26 protein-coding genes, 1 rRNA gene and 1 pseudogene are annotated in these 23,163 nt (G+C 43.4%); 5 read left to right on the top strand and 23 right to left on the bottom strand.

Annotation, left to right across the window (positions count from 1 at the left end):
• Positions 1 to 106: 106 nt before the first annotated feature.
• The 3 genes and pseudogenes from G6R08_RS11485 to G6R08_RS11475 all read right to left on the bottom strand — a co-directional run bounded on the left by G6R08_RS11485 (position 107) and on the right by G6R08_RS11475 (position 2,784).
• Positions 107 to 1,673 (bottom strand): 16S ribosomal RNA (locus G6R08_RS11485).
• 418 nt (positions 1,674 to 2,091) lie between these two features.
• Positions 2,092 to 2,506 (bottom strand): annotated as a pseudogene (locus tag G6R08_RS11480) (HAD-IA family hydrolase).
• Between the two features lie 56 nt (positions 2,507 to 2,562).
• Positions 2,563 to 2,784, bottom strand: coding sequence for a hypothetical protein (locus G6R08_RS11475; protein WP_163528048.1), 222 nt, complete (start codon positions 2,782 to 2,784; stop codon positions 2,563 to 2,565).
• A gap of 125 nt (positions 2,785 to 2,909) precedes the next feature.
• On the opposite strand from G6R08_RS11475, the gene pdaB reads away from it, so the two are divergent.
• On the top strand, positions 2,910 to 3,665 hold the full coding sequence (pdaB, locus tag G6R08_RS11470) for a polysaccharide deacetylase family sporulation protein PdaB (RefSeq protein WP_240339694.1): 756 nt from the start codon (positions 2,910 to 2,912) through the stop codon (positions 3,663 to 3,665).
• 25 nt (positions 3,666 to 3,690) lie between these two features.
• Here pdaB and G6R08_RS11465 read toward each other — a convergent pair whose 3' ends face one another.
• Positions 3,691 to 4,293 carry a KinB-signaling pathway activation protein gene (locus G6R08_RS11465; RefSeq protein WP_163528047.1) on the bottom strand — a complete coding sequence of 201 codons (603 nt, stop codon included), beginning with the start codon at positions 4,291 to 4,293 and terminating at the stop codon, positions 3,691 to 3,693.
• A gap of 138 nt (positions 4,294 to 4,431) precedes the next feature.
• On the opposite strand from G6R08_RS11465, the gene gerD reads away from it, so the two are divergent.
• The gene (gene gerD / locus G6R08_RS11460) at positions 4,432 to 5,049 is read left to right on the top strand and encodes a spore germination lipoprotein GerD (protein WP_163528046.1); all 618 of its coding nucleotides are present in this window, start codon (positions 4,432 to 4,434) and stop codon (positions 5,047 to 5,049) included.
• 53 nt (positions 5,050 to 5,102) lie between these two features.
• Here gerD and G6R08_RS11455 read toward each other — a convergent pair whose 3' ends face one another.
• Together G6R08_RS11455 and cwlD are read right to left on the bottom strand one after the other, a co-directional pair.
• On the bottom strand, positions 5,103 to 6,155 hold the full coding sequence (locus G6R08_RS11455; protein WP_163528045.1) for an Mrp/NBP35 family ATP-binding protein: 1,053 nt from the start codon (positions 6,153 to 6,155) through the stop codon (positions 5,103 to 5,105).
• A gap of 74 nt (positions 6,156 to 6,229) precedes the next feature.
• On the bottom strand, positions 6,230 to 6,958 hold the full coding sequence (cwlD, locus tag G6R08_RS11450; protein ID WP_163528044.1) for an N-acetylmuramoyl-L-alanine amidase CwlD: 729 nt from the start codon (positions 6,956 to 6,958) through the stop codon (positions 6,230 to 6,232).
• A 256-nt stretch (positions 6,959 to 7,214) separates the two neighbouring features.
• On the opposite strand from cwlD, the gene G6R08_RS11445 reads away from it, so the two are divergent.
• From G6R08_RS11445 to G6R08_RS11435, 3 genes are all read left to right on the top strand, one after another.
• Positions 7,215 to 8,924: a serine hydrolase domain-containing protein gene (locus tag G6R08_RS11445; RefSeq protein ID WP_163528043.1), complete on the top strand. Its 1,710-nt coding sequence runs from the start codon at positions 7,215 to 7,217 to the stop codon at positions 8,922 to 8,924.
• Positions 8,925 to 8,974: 50 nt separating this feature from the next.
• Positions 8,975 to 11,044: a glycoside hydrolase family 3 protein gene (locus G6R08_RS11440; protein WP_163531285.1), complete on the top strand. Its 2,070-nt coding sequence runs from the start codon at positions 8,975 to 8,977 to the stop codon at positions 11,042 to 11,044.
• A 66-nt stretch (positions 11,045 to 11,110) separates the two neighbouring features.
• On the top strand, positions 11,111 to 12,382 hold the full coding sequence (locus G6R08_RS11435; protein ID WP_163528042.1) for an exo-beta-N-acetylmuramidase NamZ family protein: 1,272 nt from the start codon (positions 11,111 to 11,113) through the stop codon (positions 12,380 to 12,382).
• A 115-nt stretch (positions 12,383 to 12,497) separates the two neighbouring features.
• Here the strand turns inward: G6R08_RS11435 and G6R08_RS11430 are convergent, their stop codons facing one another.
• The 17 genes from G6R08_RS11430 to G6R08_RS11350 all read right to left on the bottom strand — a co-directional run bounded on the left by G6R08_RS11430 (position 12,498) and on the right by G6R08_RS11350 (position 23,141).
• The gene (locus G6R08_RS11430; RefSeq protein WP_163528041.1) at positions 12,498 to 13,352 is read right to left on the bottom strand and encodes a VOC family protein; all 855 of its coding nucleotides are present in this window, start codon (positions 13,350 to 13,352) and stop codon (positions 12,498 to 12,500) included.
• Between the two features lie 29 nt (positions 13,353 to 13,381).
• On the bottom strand, positions 13,382 to 13,774 hold the full coding sequence (locus G6R08_RS11425; RefSeq protein WP_163528040.1) for a DoxX family protein: 393 nt from the start codon (positions 13,772 to 13,774) through the stop codon (positions 13,382 to 13,384).
• 388 nt (positions 13,775 to 14,162) lie between these two features.
• Positions 14,163 to 14,555, bottom strand: a complete 393-nt coding sequence (gene rpsI / locus G6R08_RS11420; RefSeq protein ID WP_163528039.1) for a 30S ribosomal protein S9 — start codon at positions 14,553 to 14,555, stop codon at positions 14,163 to 14,165.
• Positions 14,556 to 14,574: 19 nt separating this feature from the next.
• Positions 14,575 to 15,012, bottom strand: coding sequence for a 50S ribosomal protein L13 (gene rplM, locus G6R08_RS11415; protein WP_079525190.1), 438 nt, complete (start codon positions 15,010 to 15,012; stop codon positions 14,575 to 14,577).
• A gap of 260 nt (positions 15,013 to 15,272) precedes the next feature.
• On the bottom strand, positions 15,273 to 16,013 hold the full coding sequence (gene truA / locus G6R08_RS11410) for a tRNA pseudouridine(38-40) synthase TruA (protein ID WP_163528038.1): 741 nt from the start codon (positions 16,011 to 16,013) through the stop codon (positions 15,273 to 15,275).
• A gap of 16 nt (positions 16,014 to 16,029) precedes the next feature.
• Positions 16,030 to 16,827 carry an energy-coupling factor transporter transmembrane component T family protein gene (locus G6R08_RS11405; protein WP_163528037.1) on the bottom strand — a complete coding sequence of 266 codons (798 nt, stop codon included), beginning with the start codon at positions 16,825 to 16,827 and terminating at the stop codon, positions 16,030 to 16,032.
• Positions 16,820 to 17,692, bottom strand: a complete 873-nt coding sequence (locus G6R08_RS11400; RefSeq protein WP_163528036.1) for an energy-coupling factor ABC transporter ATP-binding protein — start codon at positions 17,690 to 17,692, stop codon at positions 16,820 to 16,822. The genes G6R08_RS11405 and G6R08_RS11400 overlap by 8 nt, the downstream gene beginning before the upstream one ends.
• Positions 17,668 to 18,507: an energy-coupling factor ABC transporter ATP-binding protein gene (locus G6R08_RS11395; RefSeq protein WP_163528035.1), complete on the bottom strand. Its 840-nt coding sequence runs from the start codon at positions 18,505 to 18,507 to the stop codon at positions 17,668 to 17,670. The genes G6R08_RS11400 and G6R08_RS11395 overlap by 25 nt, the downstream gene beginning before the upstream one ends.
• A 202-nt stretch (positions 18,508 to 18,709) precedes the next feature.
• Entirely contained in the window at positions 18,710 to 19,069 is a 360-nt protein-coding gene (gene rplQ / locus G6R08_RS11390; RefSeq protein WP_163528034.1) for a 50S ribosomal protein L17, read from the bottom strand.
• Between the two features lie 45 nt (positions 19,070 to 19,114).
• Entirely contained in the window at positions 19,115 to 20,059 is a 945-nt protein-coding gene (locus tag G6R08_RS11385; RefSeq protein ID WP_163528033.1) for a DNA-directed RNA polymerase subunit alpha, read from the bottom strand.
• Positions 20,060 to 20,234: 175 nt separating this feature from the next.
• Positions 20,235 to 20,630: a 30S ribosomal protein S11 gene (rpsK, locus tag G6R08_RS11380; protein WP_079525176.1), complete on the bottom strand. Its 396-nt coding sequence runs from the start codon at positions 20,628 to 20,630 to the stop codon at positions 20,235 to 20,237.
• A 25-nt stretch (positions 20,631 to 20,655) separates the two neighbouring features.
• Positions 20,656 to 21,021: a 30S ribosomal protein S13 gene (gene rpsM, locus G6R08_RS11375; RefSeq protein ID WP_079525175.1), complete on the bottom strand. Its 366-nt coding sequence runs from the start codon at positions 21,019 to 21,021 to the stop codon at positions 20,656 to 20,658.
• 25 nt (positions 21,022 to 21,046) lie between these two features.
• Positions 21,047 to 21,160: a 50S ribosomal protein L36 gene (gene rpmJ, locus G6R08_RS11370; RefSeq protein ID WP_003156543.1), complete on the bottom strand. Its 114-nt coding sequence runs from the start codon at positions 21,158 to 21,160 to the stop codon at positions 21,047 to 21,049.
• Between the two features lie 36 nt (positions 21,161 to 21,196).
• Positions 21,197 to 21,415: a translation initiation factor IF-1 gene (infA, locus tag G6R08_RS11365; RefSeq protein WP_079525173.1), complete on the bottom strand. Its 219-nt coding sequence runs from the start codon at positions 21,413 to 21,415 to the stop codon at positions 21,197 to 21,199.
• On the bottom strand, positions 21,393 to 21,728 hold the full coding sequence (locus G6R08_RS11360; protein WP_163528032.1) for a KOW domain-containing RNA-binding protein: 336 nt from the start codon (positions 21,726 to 21,728) through the stop codon (positions 21,393 to 21,395). Before G6R08_RS11360 ends, infA begins: the two co-directional genes overlap by 23 nt.
• A 16-nt stretch (positions 21,729 to 21,744) precedes the next feature.
• Complete coding sequence (gene map, locus G6R08_RS11355) at positions 21,745 to 22,491, bottom strand: type I methionyl aminopeptidase (protein WP_163528031.1); 747 nt, start codon at positions 22,489 to 22,491, stop codon at positions 21,745 to 21,747.
• Positions 22,488 to 23,141 (bottom strand): adenylate kinase, encoded by a 654-nt coding sequence (locus tag G6R08_RS11350; RefSeq protein WP_163528030.1) that lies wholly within the window; start codon positions 23,139 to 23,141, stop codon positions 22,488 to 22,490. The genes map and G6R08_RS11350 overlap by 4 nt, the downstream gene beginning before the upstream one ends.
• Positions 23,142 to 23,163 lie beyond the last annotated feature (22 nt).

Genomic DNA, 23,163 nt, shown 5'->3' with positions numbered 1-23,163 from the left:
TTATGTTTTTTGATCTCTCAAAACTGAACAACCAACCAGGTACGTCCTCCGTATGCGGCAGCTTCCGTCACCCGTAAGGGTGCTTCCGCCTTGCATATTTCCTTAGAAAGGAGGTGATCCAGCCGCACCTTCCGATACGGCTACCTTGTTACGACTTCACCCCAATCATTGGCCCCACCTTCGGCGGCTGGCTCCATAAAGGTTACCTCACCGACTTCGGGTGTTGCCAACTCTCGTGGTGTGACGGGCGGTGTGTACAAGGCCCGGGAACGTATTCACCGCGGCATGCTGATCCGCGATTACTAGCGATTCCGGCTTCATGCAGGCGAGTTGCAGCCTGCAATCCGAACTGAGAATGGTTTTATGGGATTTGCTACACCTTGCGGCTTCGCTGCCCTTTGTACCATCCATTGTAGCACGTGTGTAGCCCAGGTCATAAGGGGCATGATGATTTGACGTCATCCCCGCCTTCCTCCGGTTTGTCACCGGCAGTCACCTTAGAGTGCCCAACTCAATGCTGGCAACTAAGATTAGGGGTTGCGCTCGTTGCGGGACTTAACCCAACATCTCACGACACGAGCTGACGACAACCATGCACCACCTGTCACTTGGTCCCCGAAGGGAAGACCCTATCTCTAGGGTGGTCCAAGGATGTCAAGACCTGGTAAGGTTCTTCGCGTTGCTTCGAATTAAACCACATGCTCCACCGCTTGTGCGGGCCCCCGTCAATTCCTTTGAGTTTCAGCCTTGCGGCCGTACTCCCCAGGCGGAGTGCTTAATGCGTTAACTTCAGCACTAAGGGGTGGAAGCCCCCTAACACCTAGCACTCATCGTTTACGGCGTGGACTACCAGGGTATCTAATCCTGTTTGCTACCCACGCTTTCGCACCTCAGCGTCAGAAACAGACCAGAGAGTCGCCTTCGCCACTGGTGTTCCTCCACATATCTACGCATTTCACCGCTACACGTGGAATTCCACTCTCCTCTTCTGTCCTCAAGTTCCCCAGTTTCCAATGACCCTCCACGGTTGAGCCGTGGGCTTTCACATCAGACTTAAGAAACCGCCTGCGCGCGCTTTACGCCCAATAATTCCGGACAACGCTTGCCCCCTACGTATTACCGCGGCTGCTGGCACGTAGTTAGCCGGGGCTTCCTCGTTAGGTACCGTCAAGGTACCGCTCTATTCGCACGGTACTTGTTCTTCCCTAACAACAGAACTTTACGATCCGAAGACCTTCATCGTTCACGCGGCGTTGCTCCGTCAGACTTTCGTCCATTGCGGAAGATTCCCTACTGCTGCCTCCCGTAGGAGTCTGGGCCGTGTCTCAGTCCCAGTGTGGCCGATCACCCTCTCAGGTCGGCTACGCATCGTCGCCTTGGTGAGCTATTACCTCACCAACTAGCTAATGCGCCGCGGGCCCATCTGTAAGTGATAGCCAAAGGCCATCTTTTACCTCTCTCTCATGCGAAAAAAAGGATTACCCGGCATTAGCCCCGGTTTCCCGGAGTTATTCCGATCTTACAGGCAGGTTGCCCACGTGTTACTCACCCGTCCGCCGCTCATTCCACAGGCATTACCCCCGAAGGGGATCTGCCTGCTTCCTGCGCTCGACTTGCATGTATTAGGCACGCCGCCAGCGTTCGTCCTGAGCCAGGATCAAACTCTCCATAAAAGTTGAGAATGACTTGCTCATTTGCACACCGAATGTGCTTGTTTGAATTCCTTCTATATAATAGAAAGAATATGTTGACGTACTGGTTGGTTCATTCAGTTTTCAAAGATCAAATTAATTGGCTGTCGTTTTAGCGACAAGATTTATTCTATCGCGTCTAGATCATAAAGTCAACAACTTTTTTCAACAAAGTTATTTGTTTCTGAAAGGTCGATGTTGTTTCCGTTCGCCCTTTCCCGACAACGATTAATAATATAGCATAGAATGAAAAGATAGTGCAATAACTTTTAAGGAATTTCTCATATTTCTTTTACCTTTTTAACAGTTGACCAAACATAAAGGAAAATGGATCATGAAAAAAACCCGAAAAGCAGGCTTCGAGTTTTAAGGAAATGATTAAAATTATGACAGGACTTGTTTAGTCAACTTGATCTAACGTCAACTCCCTGGTGTCAGCGATAATCCAATCGGCCATGCGTAACGAGTCCGGGTCCCCTACGCCGACTGCATACATATCAGCCGCTTTAATAACTTGTACCCCTGCATGTGCATCTTCTACTCCTACACAATAATTAGGATCTACACCGAGTTGTGCCGCTGCAGTCAGGAAAATTTCTGGATCCGGCTTCCCTTTTTTCTTCCCCTTTCAGGTGCAGGCCGCCGTGCTTAAGGATCATATTTAAGGAGTCAACCCGGCTTACTCCTTTTAGCTCCTCATTAAATTCACGGTCAAATGGAATATTTAAATCATTGGCTAAGGCGCGCCAAGCTAAATAATGATATTCAGCCGTATCTGTGATCACTCCATCCAGATCAAAAATGATCGCTCTCATATGTTTCATCTATTCACACTTCTCTTCCCGTATTAAGTGAATATAACATAACAAAGTTAATTCTGCTCTTTCTTCCTCGGCATATATTGCAAGCATTCTTCCCGGCTTGCAAACCTTCTAAATAACTGAAATAACACTGCATATCTTTCTTCCATGGCAGCCTTTATTTCGGAATCAATCCGATGGTCCCCTAAATCAAACGTAATTTCCTCCATCTCCCTTTTTAACAAGTACTCTATTTCAAGCTGTTCATTATCATTAGTCATGAAACCGTACATTGTCTTCCACCCTCTTTCAAGTAACTCCTTTTATTTTTACCCTGTTTTTACGATTTCTAGCATAGTTTGTCCATATTTTTCATAAGCATGGACTATATATAGAGGTAAAAAGGAGTTGCTGTAGCGTGAGTTTTTATACGTGGAAAACAGATCGAATCAAACGTTATAGTCTAATTATTTTCCTTGCATTGTTTTGTGCATTTATGATGTGGATCGGCCAACGTAGTCAACTCCCTGTTTTTTCAAATGATGGCGAGTCGAAAGCTTTATCTAAAGGAAATGGTGATCAGCCATTTATCGCCTTAACGTTTAATATTAGCTGGGGAAATGAAAAGGTACATGATATCCTGGAAAAATTAAAAACTCACAAGGCGAAGGCTACATTCTTTCTTAGCGGGAGCTGGGCAGAACGACATCCGGACATTGTAGAAGAAATTCATGAAGGTAAACACGAAATTGCTATGATGGGATATGAATACGAAAGCTATGTAAAGATGGAGCCTGAGCAAATAAGAAAAGATATCCAAAAGGCAAAAGAGGCTTTTGAAAAATTAGGGTTTGAAGATATCAATTATTTGCGTCCCCCTCACGGTCACTTAAACCAGGAAATATTAACGGCCATCGAAAAAGAAGGGCTTGAAACAGTTCAGTGGAGCCTGAATCCGCGTGATTGGGAAAACCCTGGTACGAACGCAATCATAAATCAAATCATGGAGAATAGTTCAAAAGGGGATATTATATTGCTGCATGCTTCTGATTCAATCAAGCAAACAGCCAAAGCACTGGAAGTCATTATTCCGGGACTAAAACAAAAAGATCTTAAGTTTGTTACGATTACTGAATTAGTAAACGGTGGTCAGGCAAAAATTAAAGAAGAATGAAAAATAAGCGGCTAATAATGGCCGCTTATTTCACTTTAGATGTATGATTTGCTGTTAACCTGTGAAGCAATAAAAGCTGATAAGCATTACAAACAAATAAAGGAATAATCATTAACCATACGTAAGCACTTCCCTCAGCACGTAAGGCTGGAACCCATTCGACAGTTGTAACGACAACCATGAAAAATAAAGCTGGGATAAATGCCTTCCTATTCGTTTCCTTAGCCTTTAACCAAGCGACTAATAACGATAACAAGAATATAACGATGGCTGTCCATAAGAAGGGCCAAACCGATGCTTCTTCTGCTGCGCGATAGCGGAAGTAGATGAGGTCAAATAGCGTAAAGGCTACCAAGAAAACCTGGATTGATGGCCAAAAACTTCGAAAAACCCCTAACCCAAATTGATTAACCGTTAAGTATGCAAAAAAGCCCATTTGGCTGATGACACTAAAAATAAGCCCAAATCCAAGGAAAAATAACAGCACTCCTAACAGTTCATTTAATTGAAGCGGTTGCAACACCCTTAGGTAGGAGTCTGATTTTACAACAAAACTGGTAAGTAAAGTTAATACTGCACCGACTAACAGTGTAGTTAGAAACATTCTCACCCATTTTCGACTGGTCACTTTACGTCCTCCTAAATTACATTAAATTACCCTTTCGTATTTTATCATGAAGCGTGCAATTTTTCCTCAAGTCCGCATAATTTTTTGTCGAAATGCAAATAGTAAAGCAAGGAGAACAAAGGAAAGGGGACATAATTCATGTCCATATTACGCTTGATATGTCCCGTTTTACTCGTTGTTTTCTTAACCGCTTGCGGCGGTACTTCGGGAGCCAGCGGGGAAGCGGATTACGAAACCACCAAAAAAATGATGGTGGATATATTAAAGACAGATGATGGTAAGAAAGCAATGACAGAGGTGCTGACCGATGAGCAAATGCAGCAAGCTATGGCATTGGACTCTGAAGTGGTCAAACAAGCTGTAAGTGAAACCCTGCTTTCAGAAAAAGGCAAAAAATTCTGGAGTAAACTTTTTACAGATCCAAAATTTGTCCAGGAATTCAGTAAAGTGATTGAAGAAGAGCAAAAAAAACTGATGAAGGGATTAATGAAAGACCCTGAATATCAGAAATCACTTATAGAGCTGTATCAAAACCCTGAAATGATGGAGCAGATGCTTGAAGTTATGCAAGGTCAGAAATTTAGAGCTCACTTAGAGAAAACGATACAGGAAACTTTAAACAGCCCTGTGTTTCAAGCTAAAATGACCGAAACTTTGCTCCAGGCTGCAGAGAAAATGAAAACCGGCGAGCAAAGTGGAGGACAAAAGCAAAAGCAGGGTGGACAAGAGCAGTCCAGCTCAGGACAAGGTGCTTAACGATCAATAAAGCACGCAGCTTGTAGAAACAAACTGCGTGCTTTTTACTTATATTAATATTTATCGATTATTTTAGCAGCCATGTTTCGGTAAGTGACACCGATCGGGTGATCTGACTGATACACAGAAGGCGCAAATACATCCTCATCTTCATAAGGTTGTTGCAAAGGAACATGACCAAGAATATCAGTTTTCAGCTCTTCAGCTAATTTCGCTCCGCCGCCACGGCCAAAAACAAACTCCTTATTACCAGTTTCTTTACTTTCAAAGTAGGCCATATTTTCCACAACGCCCAGAATCTCATGCTCTGTTTTAATCGCCATTTGACCCGCACGAGCCGCTACGAATGCAGCAGTAGGATGTGGGGTTGTTACGATTATTTCTTTGGAGGATGGAAGCATGGCATGTACATCCAGCGCCATATCGCCAGTTCCTGGAGGAAGGTCAAGCAGGAGATAGTCCAAATCGCCCCATTCCACCTCTTTGAAAAAGCTTGTCAGCATTTTACCCAGCATTGGACCACGCCAAATAATAGGAGAGTTATCCTCCACAAAGAAGCCCATAGATACGATTTTCACTCCGAAACGTTCCACAGGAATGATCTTTTCTCCGCGGACAACCGGGCGTTCTTCCACTCCCATCATATCTGGTACACTAAATCCGTAAATATCAGCATCGATAATACCGACTTTTTTACCTAAGCGTGAAAGAGCAATAGCAAGGTTAACTGTTACAGTTGATTTCCCTACGCCGCCTTTCCCGCTCGCAATGGAAATGAATTTCGTGCCTGTTTTACCATCGAGCAATGACGCTTCTTGAGCCTCTTCAGCAGCGGGCTGAAATTTCTCAATTACGTCGTCAGGCAGCTGATCAAAGCGAAGTCCCACCGTAGCCGCTCCGCCACTTTTAAGAGCATTGACGATCGTTTGCTGCAGCTCCATTTGTTCTGCCGTGTTGGTCTTAGCAATTAACACCTTTACACTGACGTGATTCTTCTCTTCCTTAATCTTTATCTCCTCAACTCCACCCGTCTCTTCTAACGTTTTATGTAAAAACGGATCTTCGATAGAGTGGAGAATATTCAGTACTTCCTCTTGTGTAAGCAAAAAATGTCACCTTCCTTAGAAATGTTTCATCAGTGCAAGTATAACATACATGAACCGCTTTCTAAGCAATATGCTTACTCTTCAGAGTCATCGGGATATTCCAGTTCTGTGACATAACGTAATATCCCTCTGTATACAGATTCAGCCATTTTCCTTTGGTATTCATTAGTCTCAAGTAAAGTCCGCTCATCAGGATTTGATAAAAATCCGGCCTCCACTAATGCCCCGGGCGCTTCTGTATGTTTGAGGATATAAATATTATTCAACCCCATCGCTTCCCTTGTTGTATTATCAAGGGATGTTCGAATTTCAGACTGAATAAACTTAGCCAGACTTTCACTTTCTTCATTCTTTGAATTGTAAAAGGTTTGAGCTCCCCGCCACTTATTGGAAGGAATGGCATTCAAGTGTAAGCTTATGAAAAAGTCAGCTTCTTTATCTTCAATGAAATCAACGCGATTTCTAATATCTTCAGCTTTACGCCGTGATAAACTGCCTGCATCTTCAGAAGATAGATCGTTCCCATTTTCACGCGTTAAATAAACCAGTGCACCAGATTGCTGCAAATAATCCCTTAAATATTGCGAAATCTGCAGAGTGATTTCTTTCTCCTCTGTTCCATTCTCCCCTACTGCACCGCCATCTGGACCTCCATGCCCGGGATCTAATACGATCACTTTGCCTGCAAGTGGCGAAGACCATACCTGCCAGGCATCTTTCACCTCTTGTACAGGATAGGAAATCAAACAAACAACTCCGACTACTACGAGTAACCATCCAGCTGTTTTCATACGCCGTATCATATCTCCCCACTCCCCTTACATCACCTATCTAACTATATGGGACAAGGCAATCAGATATGTATAAAATGCAACCCATTAATTCCTTTAACTAGAATTTGAGTAACTATTTACCTATTTCCTTTATACCATTTTTCACACTATTCAAACTATTAATGCGACTTATGTGGTATAGACAACTATATTGTCGTTAACTTATGATGAGAACAAGCAATGTAAACCTTTTCAAAAAGAGGTACAAGTTTGAAAGGAGGCACATATGAAAAAGGAAACATCGTTACTGACGATCTTAGTTATGTTATCTGTTTCATTTATGTTACCGGCACATTCAGAAAGGAGTGTGATGGCGAGCGAAAAAAATCAGCCTACAATTGAAAAGCAAGAAAAAAAGCGGACTCAAGAGCGGGCACATCCTGCTTTTTCCTGGGGAAATCCAGGACCATCTTCCCCTATCTTACATCCGGGATCCATTAAAGGAGCAGGCATGATGGAAACTCCTTTACGAGAAATTGATTCCGTGATGAAATCGATGATGGAAAATGAGGTAATGCCCGGTGCCGTGACGTTTGTAGCTCGACGAGGGCATATCGTCCAGCATGAAGCGTATGGAAGTGCAGTTTTGTACAAGGATGATCAAGGAAACAAGGTTAATGATCCTATTGCCATGCAGAAAGATACGATTTTTGATATTGCCTCTCTTAGTAAAATTTTCACGACCACGGCAGCTATGAAACTTTATGAACAAGGTTTGTTTGAATTAGATGACCCGGTTGCCGACTACATTCCAGAGTTTGCACAAAACGGAAAAGAAAATGTAACGATCAAACAGCTGATGACCCACACCTCCGGGTTTAAAGCATGGGTTCCGCTCTACACGATTGGAGATAGCAAAGAGGAGCGGCTGCAATATGTCTACCAGTATCCATTATCTAATCCACCAGGAACCACATACACCTACAGTGACCTCAACATGATTACCTTAGCTTCTATTATTGAACGCATTTCAGGTCAAAGCCTGGATACTTTCGTCAAAGAAAACCTCACGGAACCTCTCAACATGACGGATACCATGTATAACCCTCCCGAACAATTAAAACAACGGATTGCAGCAACTGAATACCAGCCATGGACAGGACGCGGTCTTGTTTGGGGAGAAGTCCATGATGAGAATGCCTGGTCACTTGGAGGCGTAGCTGGACATGCGGGTGTTTTTTCTACAGCAAAAGATCTGGCCAAATTAGGACACATGTTTTTAAACGAAGGACGATATGGGGGCAAGCAAATCCTCGAACCGGAAACGGTGGAGTTATTGATCAAAAATCAAATACCAGAATTCCCGGGTAATGAGCACGGCCTGGGCTGGGAACTTGCTCAGGGCTGGTATATGGATGCCTTATCTGAGGCTTCATCAATTGGCCATACCGGTTACACAGGAACGTCGATCGTGATTAATCCCAACAATGAAACGATCGCTATTTTACTGACAAACCGGGTTCACCCTACACGAGATACGGTATCGACTAACCCGGCTCGCAGGCAATTTGCCAGAAAAGTGGCTGACGCGATTCCTGTCAGCATGCCAACGAAAGACAAGGCTTGGTTCGCAGGTTACGGTGATCAACTAAACCGAACCTTAACAGCCAAGGTCTCGGTTAACGAAACCGCTGCACTCACCTTTAATTCCTGGTACCGGATCGAACAAGGGTATGATTTCGGCGTGATCGAAGTGTCCCGCGACGGAGCAAACTGGTCACAGATACATCAGCCTTATACCGGTACAAGCGTTTCCTGGCAGTCTGAAAAGGTGACCATCCCTGAAGGCACAGAATATGTCCGTTTCCGCTACGAGACAGATGGAAGTACCAACGGCAGAGGGTGGTATGTAACGAATCTCAAGCTTACGAGTGGGAATAACGATGCGTCACTTGTAAATATTACTAATAGCCAATGGGAGAAACGAAGTTATTAATTCAAAAGGGAGTGAACGATGTGGTGAAGCAAAGACGTAATCCCGTTACCATGCTCATGCTCATACTCGCCTTACTAGTACCGCTTATGCCGAACACCGCTGCTGCTGAAAATTCTTCATCATCCGTAAAAGATCTAATTTTATTAGAAAATGTCCCCCAGGTTGAAAATAAAATTACCGATAATAAAATAAGTCTCACGGCTTTGCACGTCTATGAAGATGGCCACTTTGAAAAGGTAACAGAGAACCTTACTTGGTCCACTACAAATAAAAACGTAGCCGTTGTTGAGGACGGTAAGGTTACCCTTTCTGGTCACAATGGCCGCACATTCATTACGGTTACAGACGGCGCTTATAAAGACCGAATTGCTATTGACCATAAACCAGCTAAGCAGCCACGAAAACAAAAGCCTTCTTTTGAAGGAAAAGTCGTTAAGCAGCAAGGCCAACGCTATGACATCATCGAGCAAGCCATTGAAAACATGACTATTAATGAAAAAATCGGACAAATGCTCATGCCTGATTTTAGAACTTGGGAAGGAGAAAATGTAACAGAAATGCTCCCCGAGATCGAACAAATGGTAAAGGAGTATCATCTCGGCGGTGTCATTCTTTTTCGTGAAAATGTTGTAACGACAGAACAGACAGCCAAGCTTGTCGCTGATTATCAAGCTGCTGCTGAAAAGTATGGCTTACTCATGACGATTGACCAGGAAGGCGGTATTGTTACTCGCTTACAATCGGGGACAGACATGCCAGGTAATATGGCACTTGGTGCAACAAGATCCAGCGAGCTTTCCTACGATGTCGGACAAGCCATCGGTGAAGAATTGAGTGCGTTAGGAATTAATATGAACTTAGCGCCCGTCTTAGACGTCAACAATAACCCTGATAACCCTGTTATTGGTGTCCGTTCTTTCGGGGAATCACCTGAATTGGTCGCTGAACTTGGTGTGGCTTACACGGAAGGCCTTCAAAGTACAGGTGTTGCTGCAACAGCCAAGCACTTCCCAGGACACGGTGACACAGCTGTTGACTCCCATCTAGGTCTTCCTGAAGTTCCTTACGATAAAGAGCGGCTCATGGAGGTTGAGTTATATCCATTCCAACAGGCGATGGATGCTGGTATTGATGCCATTATGACAGCCCATGTTACTTTTCCAAAAATCGATGACACCAAGGTGATTTCCAAGAAAGATGGCACGAAGATTTCGCTTCCTGCCACGCTATCTCATAAGGTCCTCACTGGTTTAATGCGGGAGGACATGGGATATGACGGTGTCATCATTACCGATGCTTTAAATATGAATGCGATCACGGAACACTTTGGTCCTGTAGACGCTGTGATTCGGGCTGTCAAAGCAGGTACCGACATTGCGCTTATGCCTGTGGGCCTTGAAGAGGTCGTTACTGGCTTGCTTGAAGCTGTAGAGACTGGAGAGATCAGTGTAGATCGGATCGAAGAGTCTGTAGAAAGGATCCTGACCCTTAAACTGAATCGCGGTGTAATTAAATCGGAAACCGCTCCAAATATGGAAAAGGTTTTAGCAAATGCCAAGCAAGTTGTGGGGTCAGAAGCACACAAGCAAGTTGAACAGGAAGCAGCTGAACAATCCATTACTCTTGTCAAAAATGATGGTACATTACCGCTCAATCCGGCACTTGGTGAAAAAATAGTTGTTATTGGAAACACGTTTATCAACAGCCTGTATCAAGCTGTTCGTGATCACCACGAGAACACTGAATTGATTGACGCCTCAGGACCTCTAAATGAAGAGCAGCTCAATCAATTAGAAAGCGCAGATAGGATCATAGCAGGCACCTACACTTATAACGTCAGCGGCCGATCCGAAAGCAGTGCACAGATGCAGTTGGTGAATCAACTTATCGATGAACTGAATGCCCCCGTTATTGGCGTCGGAATTCGAAACCCTTACGACATTATGGGATATCCTGAAGTCGATGGGTATCTGGCCCAATACGGATTTAGAGAAGCCAGCTTTGAAGCAATGGCAGCTACGCTGTTTGGGGAAAACAACCCGACTGGATTACTGCCCGTAACCATTCCTGGGGAGAATGGCGCACCTCTTTACGAATACGGTCACGGACTATCTTATTAGCTGGGAAGAAACCAAGGAGTAAGTGATTTTCCACCCTTGGTCAAAATCAAATGGGGAGTGGATGAAATGAAAAGGAAGCCTGTCATCATGTTGCTTGTGTTCCTGTTAGTTCTCACTACCTTCACCGTCGCTTTTGCAGATAAAGGGGATAACAATGGAAAGCAAAAAGGAAAATATCGTAACTTCAAGCTAGGTGTTGAAGTTTTACTTGAAGAAGAAAAAGAATTAATCGAAGGTAAGCGCGTAGGGTTGATCACCAACCCTACCGGCGTCGATCAAGAGTTAAACAGTATCGTCGACCTTCTGCATAACGACCCAGATGTGAACCTCACAGCACTATACGGCCCTGAGCACGGAGTCCGCGGCAGCGCACAGGCTGGAGAGTATGTGGAGTATTATATTGATGAAAATACAGGATTACCCGTGTATAGTTTGTATGGGAAAACTAGAAAGCCTACCCCAGAGATGTTAGAGAACATTGACGTTCTTCTATTTGATATTCAAGATGTAGGCACAAGATTTTACACGTACATTTACACGATGGCTTACGCTATGGAAGCTGCACAGGAAAATGACATTCCATTTATCGTCCTGGATCGTCCGAACCCGCTGAGCGGCGAAGTTGTGGCAGGACCAGTTTTAAATCCAGAATACAAATCGTTTATCGGCAACTATCCGATCCCTCTCCGTCACGGCATGACGGTGGGTGAGCTTGCTAAATTATTTAATGAGGAATTTGGTATTGGAGCAGATTTGACAGTCGTCGAAATGAATAAGTGGAAACGAAGCATGTATTATGATGAAACACCATTACAATTCATTGCTCCATCGCCAAACATGCCAACATTGGATACAGCACTCGTTTATCCTGGTGCTGCCTTGATTGAAGGAACAAATGTCTCTGAAGGGCGCGGCACGACCAAGCCATTTGAGTTGATCGGGGCACCGTTTATTAACAGTACAGAGCTAGCAGCTGCCTTAAACGAAAAGGATCTCTCTGGTGTTACGTTCCGTGCTGCTTCTTTCACGCCACAGTTTTCCAAGCATAGCGGCACGTTGAGCCACGGCATTGAGATCCATGTAACGGATAAAGATGCTTTTCAACCCGTTATTGCAGGGTTACACATCGTGAAAACGATCCACGACCTCTATCCGGAAGACTTTGAATTTCGAGCTGAGAACAGTGCAGGCGTTTCCTTTTTCGACAACCTGATCGGAAACGGCTGGGTTCGTGAAGCCATCGAAAATGGTCAGTCCGTTGAGGAAATGCAAGAAAGATGGCAGGCAGACTTAAAAGAGTTTAAGAAAGTAAGAGAAGAATACCTCCTTTATAAATAAAGAAAAGGACAACCAGACTGAGCTGGTTGTCCTTTTCTTATGGTATATACTTCCACCTCAGGTCATCCAGATTCTGGATGACCTAAGGTGGAAGTTTTTGTATAATTATTCACTTCTAAACTGTCAGCTTAATCGAATTTCCAGAAGGATCTTTCGTAAAAAACGAGCCGTCTTTCTTTAGAACTTCATACCCCAGGCTCTGTACTTGTTCAATTACTTCCTGTCTAGCCTCTTCACCTGGAAATACAAGAGAAAATACTTTCAAGCCAGCGCTTTGCTCCGATGATGCCGGAGCCCCAACTCCAGCCCATGTGTTTAAGCCTATATGATGATGGTAGTCCCCCGTAGACATAAACAGCGCCTGTTTGCCAAATCGACATACTACATTAAAGCCAAGCCCTTTATTATAAAATTCTTCTGTTTTCTGTAATTCCGATACATGTAAATGAATATGACCCATAACTGTTTCTTCCGGCATTCCTTCCCAGCTCTCACCATCAAGCTCGGCAAGGATATCTTCAGCGTCTAACGGATCTACCGTCATAACCACTTCATTGTTTTGCCAGTTCCATGTGGAGGATTTACGGTCCGTATAAATTTCAATCCCATTTCCGTCAGGGTCATTCAAGTAAAGAGCTTCACTCACGAGATGATCTGATGCTCCTAGCTTTTGGTTCTGCTCAGCAAAGTGCTTTAATATTTTCGCCAATTCTAACCGATTAGGCAGTAATATCGCAAAATGATACAGTCCGAATCTATTAGCTTCCTTTGGCCCCGCTGGCTCAGGTTGTTCAATTGTCAGTAGCGGCCTTTTACCATCAGCTGTCAATGCTGCTTTTCTTTCAGATTGTTCTAGAATTTGAAATCCGAGTACCTCCTTATAAAATTTTATAGATGATTCTAGGTTTTGGACTTTTAATTCGACATGTCCGACAAATGTATTGGGCGCTTGAAAAAATTGTTTTTCCACGTTTCTTACCTCCTGTTTGAATATAAAATCTAACCTTGTTTTTGGGGGAAAATCACATTATCTAATGCCCAAATGTTTCGGTTTGACAATGCAATAAATACGGAAATCACTAGTAAAGCTAAGTCCAGTTCGTATCCCCCTAGAAAGCCTGCCGCAAACTTCGCCTGCACAATAGCTCCAGCCATGATAAGTGCAAATAAAATAGAAATAACTTTTGTTCCGATACCAACGATCACCGCCAAACCTCCGATTAACTCGATGGCCGCTACCACATAGGCTGCAAATCCAGGGATTCCTAAGCTTTCAAAGAAGCCAGCGGTATTGCCAATTCCTCCTTGAAATTTAGACAGCCCATGAATAAAAAATGTTAAGCCTAAAAATAATCTTAGAATAATGGCGCCTATTTCTCCTCTTGCTATCATTTGCATTACATCCTTTTCTATAACTTAGTTACTTTATGTAAGTAAGTATATATTAGTAATTATATTGTGTCAAGAAGTATATAGCTGGACGATCTCTCCTGATACAAAAACCTTTAAAATATGAATCACCTTTGGCGCTACAAGCATAAAATTAGGAAATTGTATTAAAATAAAGCAGCTGATTGAAGTGGAGATATGAGTTATCTATTATCTATGAAATACTTTAAAATAACGGATCCAAATGTAATCATTGACTGAAGAATATCCATGAACTGTCATCAGAGGATCTCAAAACGTATTTGAAGGGAAAAGGGAAGGAAAAACCAAGTTTGTATAACAAAAAAGCCCCTTATCCGATATCGGATAAGGGGCTTTTAGAAAAACAATATTAACGCTTAGAGAACTGTGGAGCACGACGTGCACCTTTAAGACCGTATTTCTTACGCTCTTTCATACGTGCATCACGAGTTAGAAGTCCCGCACGTTTAAGTGGTGTACGGTATTCTGGATCTGCTTGAAGCAGCGCACGAGCGATTCCGTGACGGATTGCACCAGCTTGACCAGTGAAACCTCCACCATCAACATTTACATAAACATCATAGTTACCTTCAGTCTCTGTAACAGCAAGAGGCTGTTTCAGAATCATACGAAGTGTTTCATATGGGAAAAAGTCTTCAGCATCACGTTTGTTTACTACTACACGACCAGTTCCTGGAACAAGACGAACACGAGCTGTCGACTTTTTACGACGTCCAGTACCGGAGTATTGTACCTGTGCCACTATCGATTACCTCCTTTAATTATCCACGAAGTTCATAAACTTCTGGTTGTTGTGCTTCATGCTTGTGCTCAGATCCAGCGTAGACATGAAGTTTTTTACCCATTTTGCGTCCCAGGCTTCCTTTAGGCAGCATACCTTTAACAGCAAGCTCAAGCATTTGCTCAGGATATTTTGTACGCATTTCGTTAGCTGTACGAGATTTCAATCCACTTGGGTGGTTTGAATGACGGTAGTAAATCTTATCATTGATTTTGTTACCAGTTAGTTCGATTTCTCCTGCATTGATGATGATCACATGATCACCAGTGTCAACGTGTGGTGTATACGTTGGTTTATTTTTACCGCGAAGGATCGCAGCAACTTCGCTTGCCAAACGGCCAAGTGTCTGCCCTGCAGCATCCACAACAAACCATTTGCGTTCCACGTTGTTTTCATTTGCCATGAAAGTTGTGCGCATATCGGTTTCCCTCCTGAATTGTTAGTTTCACATAGCTTTATTTTTATTTATCTCAAATACGATTAGTTTCCGGGGCTAACCGTGGTCTAGAAATAAAATGCCATAGAATATAATATAACACTCTATGTCCCAATGTCAAGTCTTCGCACACCAGGAATCGTTGTTTTTTTAGAAAAAAATAGATGACCCTTTGAATCTCGTAAAAACATAAACGATTAACTTGGCAGTCAAATTGAGTGAAACCACCACTTAAACCGGGATTAATAGTCTACATCCCATAAAAACAAGCCATGAGGCGGTGCAGTCTTCCCAGCTGATTTCCGGTCTCTAGCCGCAAGCATTGTTGTAAGCTCATCAGGCGTGCGATCACCCATTCCTACTTCAAGAATCGTTCCTACTAAAATTCGCACCATGTTATATAAAAAGCCGTTCCCTTTAAAAATAAACACAAGCTCTGCCTCATGCTGTTCTATCGTCACTCTTTCAATGGTGCGTACTTTGCTTCCCTTTAAATCAGTTCGGGGAGAACAGAAAGAAGTAAAATCATGTTCTCCTTCTACTAATCTGCACGCTGTTCTCATCGATTCTATATCCAGCGGCTTTCTAATATGATACATATAAAGCCGGCGAAATAAATTGGCTTCATGAGAATTCCACACATAATAACGGTACTCTTTTCCTTTTGCATCATAACGGGCGTGGAAGTCTTCGGAAACTTGCTCTACTTCTGCAATACGAATATCGCTCGGAAGCATTGAACTTAATGCTCTTTTCCAATTGGAAGCAGGAATGTTTAGGCTTGTGTCAAAATGGAGGACTTGACCGATTGCATGCACACCGGCATCCGTTCGGCCTGAGGCAGTAACCTTCACCTTCAACCCTTTGTGCATCTGCGTCAATGCTTTCTCGATCTTTTCCTGGATTGTCACGCCATTTGGCTGAACTTGATAACCGGCATAGGCTGTCCCATCGTATTCCACCCTGCATTTCAACCGCTGCATTCCGATCTCCTCCACCCTAGTTCCTTGTTAAAAATAATCCCACCACTACCAAAGCAAATAGAATATAAATATAATAGTCCGTGCGCCCAATTTGAAGCTCTCTCAGCTTCGTCCGGCCTTCTCCACCTTTATAGCCCCTTGCTTCCATGGCCATAGCAAGCTCCTCAGCGCGTTTAAAGGCGCTGACGAACAAAGGGACTAAAAGTGGGACAACAGCCTTTATACGGTCTTTAAACGACCCTGTGCGAAAGTCTACTCCTCGTGAAGCTTGAGCTTTTGAGATTTTTTCCGTTTCCTGCATGAGGGTCGGGATAAATCGCAGTGAAATTGACATCATAAGCGCTAGTTCATGAACTGGAAAGCGAACTTTTTTCAAGGGACCAAGCAGCTGTTCAATCGCATCGGTAATCTCAATCGGAGTTGTGGTCAATGTAAGCAGTGACGTAACCATGATTAACAGAAAGAAACGCAATGAGATAGCCGCTCCCTGGATGAGGGCTCCTTTATAAAGATCCCATCCCAGAATTGTCGTAAGCACCTCACCTTCCTTCGTCACAATCAAATGAAGCAGGAAGGTGAACGCAATGAGAAACCACACCGGCTTCAACCCTTTAACGATATAACGAATCGGAATACGAGTCGCTACAGCACTTCCGATAGCAAATAGGGTAAGTAAACCGTAACTCAGAACAGAATTAGCAAAAAATACGATCACTACAAAAAAGAAGATTATGGCGATTTTCGAACGGGGATCCAATCGATGAACAACCGAGTTCCCCGGAATATATTGACCAATAATCATTGAACTACTCATGATCGCGGCCTCCCTTCACCATCTGAGCCAACTCCTTTGCTAACTCTGCCACTGACTGTCTATGATAGGGAATTTTCATATTGAATTTTTCTTCGAATTGATTTAAAAAATGGATAATCTCTGGAACGTCCAACTGAACTTCACTCAGTTCCTGTTTTTTTTGAAAAATATCAGCAGGCGCCCCCTGCATGAAGACTTCCCCTTGATTCAATATAATCACGTGATCTGCATATTTTAAAGCATCTTCCATGCTGTGTGTAACAAGCACTGTGGTCAGATTTTTCTGTTTATGAATACGGGCAAACATGTTCATAATTTCTCTCTGCCCGCTAGGATCGAGTCCGGCTGTCGGTTCATCAAGAACGAGTACCTCTGGATTCATGGCTAGCACTCCCGCTATTGCGACACGGCGCATCTGTCCTCCGCTTAAGTCAAAAGGGGAACGATCCAGGATCTCTTTAGGTAAATGAACAGATGTGATCGCTTCATCTGTACGTTGTTTAATTTCTTCTTGTGGTACACCAAAGTTCATGGGGCCAAAGGCAATATCCTTTTCCACATTTTCTTCAAACAGCTGGTGCTCAGGATATTGAAAGACAACACCAACCTTTTCACGCAATGCTCTTAATTGTTTGTTTTTCTCTCCAGCTTTAAGGCGAAATTCTCCAACAGTGACTTCTCCTTCTGTTGGCTGAACAAGTCCATTTAGATGTTGCAGTAAGGTGGATTTGCCGGAACCAGTATGCCCAATCACAGCCACGAAAGCCCCAGATGGTATGTTGAAGGAGAGATTGTGTAATGCTCTATACTCAAATGGACTATTCGGCTGATAAACATAGCTTACTTCTTCGAATGAAATGTCCATAGTTCCTCCAGCAACTCCTGGTGATTAAGTGGCTCACGGCTAAGGTCAACACCAGCAGATTTCAGTTCATCTGCCAATTTCGTGACAAAGGGAGTATCTAAGCCAATTTTGGTTAATTGTTCTTTTCTTGCAAAAATGTCGCGAGGGGTCCCCTCTAGCCAAACTTCTCCTTCGTTCATAACAAGAACCCGTTCGGCTTGAACTACTTCATGCAAGTCATGAGTAATGGTGATTAAAGAGAGATTTCTTTGCTCCTGTACATCGAGCATAGTTGATAATATTTCCTTCCTGCCCTGAGGATCCAGCATAGCTGTGGCCTCATCTAAAATCATATATTTAGGCGATACAGCTAAAACACTGGCAATTGCTACCCGTTGTTTCTGCCCGCCCGACAAACGGTGCGGCTCTTGACGCTCGTAATCGCTCATCCCTACTGCAGAAAGGCTTTCCTCGATACGCTCTAACATGAGCGGCCTTGGCATACCATGGTTCTCCATCCCAAAGGCAACATCATCGCGTACAGTAGTTCCAACAAACTGGTTGTCTGGATTTTGAAAAACCATTCCTACATTTTCCCTCACACTCCAGACTGTTTCAGCCTCAACCTTCTGGCCATCAACCACAATTTCACCCTCCTGAGGGAAAAGCAGACCATTCATCAATTTAGCAATCGTTGATTTCCCTGATCCATTATGGCCAATAATCGCCACCCACTCATTCTCCGAGATGGAAAAGCTTACGTTTTTTAACACCCAAGGCATATCCTCCTGGTAACGAAAGGATACATTTCTAAACTCAATCTGACTCACACTCACAAGGTTTCCCCCTCTGCTCGACAAATCTATTTCCCGGGAAATAGATTTCAACATTTCCTGCTTCGTATCGACAAACTCTCCCCATTTGCAAAAACTTGTCGATGAATCTCGAGAATGAATCTCAAAATAAAAAAAAGGGCTGGAGTTAACCTCATACAAGAGATTCCACCCTGCCCTTTTGTGTCCATACAAATGGTTCACATTAAACTAGTTCAATGATTGCCATCTTAGCACCGTCACCTTTACGCTCGCCTAACTTAAGCACGCGAGTGTATCCACCTTGGCGTTCCTCATAGCGTGGAGCGATATCAGAGAACAGCTTTTGCAGGGCTGTTTGGTCTCCTTCTTCATTCGCATCTGCACGGTAAAGGAATGATTCAGCCTGACGACGGGCATGAAGATCTCCTCTTTTACCTAGTGTAATCATTTTTTCTACAACAGAACGAAGCTCTTTTGCTTTTGCTTCTGTTGTTTCTATACGTTCATGAACGATCAAGTCTGTCGCTAAATTACGAAGAAGCGCCATACGTTGATCGGTAGTACGTCCTAACTTTCTAGCCATGGATTATCCCTCCCTTATCAGAATCTCTTAGATGTGATCGATCAATTAATCTTCTTTTCTCAAACCAAGTCCGAGCTCATCCAGCTTGTGCTTCACTTCTTCAAGAGATTTACGACCAAGGTTACGAACCTTCATCATGTCATCTTCAGACTTGTTAGCAAGCTCTTGAACAGTGTTAATACCTGCACGCTTCAAGCAATTGTATGAACGTACGGAGAGATCGAGTTCTTCAATCGTCATCTCTAGAACTTTTTCTTTTTGGTCCTCTTCTTTTTCAACCATAATTTCAGCTTTTTGAGCTTCATCAGTAAGGCCTACAAAGATATTAAGGTGTTCCATATAGATCTTGGCTCCAAGAGAGATCGCCTCTTCTGGGCGAATGCTTCCATCAGTCCACACATCTAACGTTAATTTATCAAAGTTTGAAGTCTGACCAATACGAGTGTTCTCCACTTGATACGTGACACGAGAAACGGGTGTAAAGATTGAGTCAACTGGAATTACGCCAATCGGTAGATCTTCATGATTGTTCGCCTCAGCTGGACGATATCCTCGTCCGCGTTCAGCAGTAATACGAACACGCAAAGACGTTTGGCTGTCTAACGTCGCGATATGAAGGTCTGGATTTAAGACTTCTACGTCGCTGTCATGCGTGATATCTGCAGCGGTAACCTTCCCTTCGTTCTGCACATCAATCTCTAAAGTCTTCTCTTCATCAGAATAAATCTTCAAAGCTAGTTTCTTTAGATTCAAAATAACTGTTGTAACATCTTCAACAACACCTTCGATTGTTGAGAATTCATGAAGTACCCCTTCAATTTGAACTGATGTTACAGCAGCGCCAGGAAGTGAGGATAGCAGGATACGACGCAAGGAGTTACCTAGTGTTGTACCATATCCACGTTCGAGCGGTTCGACGACGAATTTACCAAATGTGGAGTCTTCGCTGATCTCAACCGGTTCAATTTTTGGCTTTTCAATTTCGATCATTTAAACAAAACCCTCCTTCAAAACGTCGAAACCCCGGTTAGACAATTGGTCTAACCGAAATTCCTCAGGTAGGCAGTCCCATACAAGACAACTACTTATTTACTGTCTAATGCGGTGCTGATTAAAAGCTATCATAACCCATTATAGACAGGGTGACAAATTCTATTCAGAATTATTATACGCGACGACGTTTTGGCGGGCGGCAACCGTTATGCGGTACTGGAGTCACGTCACGAATCGCTGTGATCTCTAGTCCAACGGCTTGTAGTGAACGAATCGCTGCTTCACGACCAGCTCCTGGCCCTTTAACAGTCACTTCAATCGTCTTCATGCCATTATCCATTGCATCTTTAGCTGCAGCTTCTGAAGCCATTTGAGCGGCAAATGGAGTAGATTTACGAGACCCTTTGAAGCCTAGTACACCAGCACTGCTCCAAGCGATTACGTTACCTTGCACGTCGGTGATCGATACGATCGTATTGTTAAAAGTAGAGCGAATGTGTGCCACACCACTCTCAATATTCTTTTTCACGCGACGCTTACGACTACGAGTATTTCCTTTACGTGCCATGTGGTTTAACCTCCTTCTTTATGAATTATTTACGCTTATTCGCCACGGTACGACGTGGTCCTTTACGTGTGCGAGAGTTATTTTTTGTTTTTTGTCCACGAGCTGGAAGTCCGCGACGGTGACGGATTCCACGGTAAGAACCAATTTCAATTAGACGTTTGATGTTAAGAGAGTTTTCACGACGAAGATCACCCTCAACATTGTGATTATCAACTGCTGAACGAATCTTACCTAGTTCGTCTTCTGTAAGATCACGGACACGAGTATCTTCAGAAACGCCTGCTTCAGCTAGAACTTCACTAGCTAATGGTTTACCAATACCATAAATGTAAGTTAAAGATATGACTACTCGCTTATCGCGAGGAATATCTACACCTGCTATACGTGCCATTGGATACGTGCACCTCCTTCTTTAATTAACCTTGTTTTTGTTTGTGTTTAGGGTTTTCACAAATTACCATTACTTTACCCTTACGACGGATTACTTTGCACTTTTCGCAAATTGGTTTTACAGAAGGCCTTACCTTCATCATCCATACCTCCTTTTATAACGGAGCTTCATACTATTATTTATAACGGTACGTAATACGTCCTTTTGTCAGATCATATGGGGAAAGTTCCACCGTTACTTTGTCTCCTGGCAGGATTCGAATGAAGTGCATACGAATTTTACCAGAAACATGAGCTAAAACGGTATGTTCGTTCTCAAGCTCTACCTTAAATTGTGCATTTGGTAAAGTTTCAACGACAGTTCCTTCCACTTCAATTACATCGTCTTTCGCCATCGAGTTGATCTCCCTTCTTCAAATCAGTCACTTCTTCATTGACATATTTAGATACGGCAAATCGAAGCTTGCCATTTGTGACGCGACCAGTTTCCAGAAGGCTGTTTTGGACTTCTGGAGAGATGAAATCCATAAGCTCCACGTGTTGCAGATTCTTTTTCTTTGGTCGATCGTACTTACGTTTCTCTCCATCGGCAAGCAGCAAAAAACGGCCATCCAGTATATCTATTATAACCGCATACTGTCCTGCCTCTCGTCCTTGCACAATGCGAACAACTTGACCTATTCGTGGACTCGACTCAGATTCATTCAAACACAATCACCTTCACTTAGGATTTAGTTAATACTTCGTAACCTTCTTCCGTAATCGCAATGGTGTGTTCGAAATGCGCACACATTTTACCATCTTGTGTCACTACCGTCCAACGGTCCGACAGAGTCTTTACATATCGAGACCCGGCATTAACCATTGGCTCTACAGCCAGAACCATTCCTGGTTTCAAGCGCGGACCTTTATTAGGCGGACCGTAATGAGGAATTTGAGGGTCCTCATGAAGATCTTGCCCAACACCATGGCCCACATATTCGCGTACAATCGAAAAACCTTCAGCTTCGACATAGCTTTGAATGGCATGGGATATATTAGAAAGGCGTTCACCAGGCTTCGCTTCATCAAGTCCTTTGAGCAACGATGTCTCAGTTACTTTCAGCAAATCCTCTGTTTTTTTATCCACGGTGCCGACAGGATAACTCCAAGCCGAATCACCATGGTAGCCTTTGTACTTTGCACCAATATCGATACTAATGATATCGCCCTCGTTTAAAACACGGTCTCCCGGTATTCCATGGACGAGCTCTTCATTGACCGATGCGCAAATACTACCACGGAATCCATTATAACCTTTAAAAGAAGGGAATGCATCCATACTGCGTATAAATTGATCAGCAATTTGATCTAATTCCCCAGTTGTTATACCGGGCCGGATACTTTTCTTCATCTCTTGGTGCGTTAAGGCAACAATTCTGCCCGCTTCACGCATGATTTCAATCTCCCGTGGTGTTTTGCAATTTATCATTTCACAAGGCCTCCGAGCTTTTTGTCAATGTCTTGAAAAACAAGGTCGATATCCCTATCGCCATCGAAACTTACTAAATATCCCTTATCCTGGTAGAAGTCTAAAAGAGGTTGTGATTGCTCCACATTTACTTCTAAACGTTTTTTCACGGTTTCAGGCTGGTCGTCTTCACGTTGAATTAACTCTGCACCATCATGGTCGCATTTCCCTTCCACTTTAGGCGGGTTAAATACAACATGGTAAGTTGCTCCACATGTCGGACAAACTCTTCGCCCAGTCAGACGTTCGATGAGTTGGTCTTTAGGAACTTCAATATGAAGAACGTAATCAATGGATTCATCCATATCTTTCAGCAAATTCTCCAACGCTTCTGCTTGAGCAATAGTTCTAGGAAAACCATCCAGCAAAAAGCCACTTTGACAATCTGACTTACTTAGACGCTCGCGAACGATCCCAATGGTTACTTCATCTGGGACTAATTCGCCATTGTCCATATATGATTTAGCCTCTTGGCCTAGTTTCGTTCCTTCTTTGATAGCTAAACGGAACATATCTCCAGTTGAGATATGAGGGATGTTATATTTTTCGACTATCTTCTCCGCCTGTGTACCTTTACCGGCACCAGGAAGACCCATCAGAATTAAATTCAACGTGTTCCCTCCGTCTCATTTC

The organism is Halobacillus ihumii (genome assembly GCF_902726645.1).
In the GTDB taxonomy this organism is placed as follows: domain Bacteria; phylum Bacillota; class Bacilli; order Bacillales; family Halobacillaceae; genus Halobacillus_A; species Halobacillus_A ihumii.
Note: the sequence above shows the minus strand (reverse complement) of the source record. Positions and strands in the feature narration are given on the sequence as shown.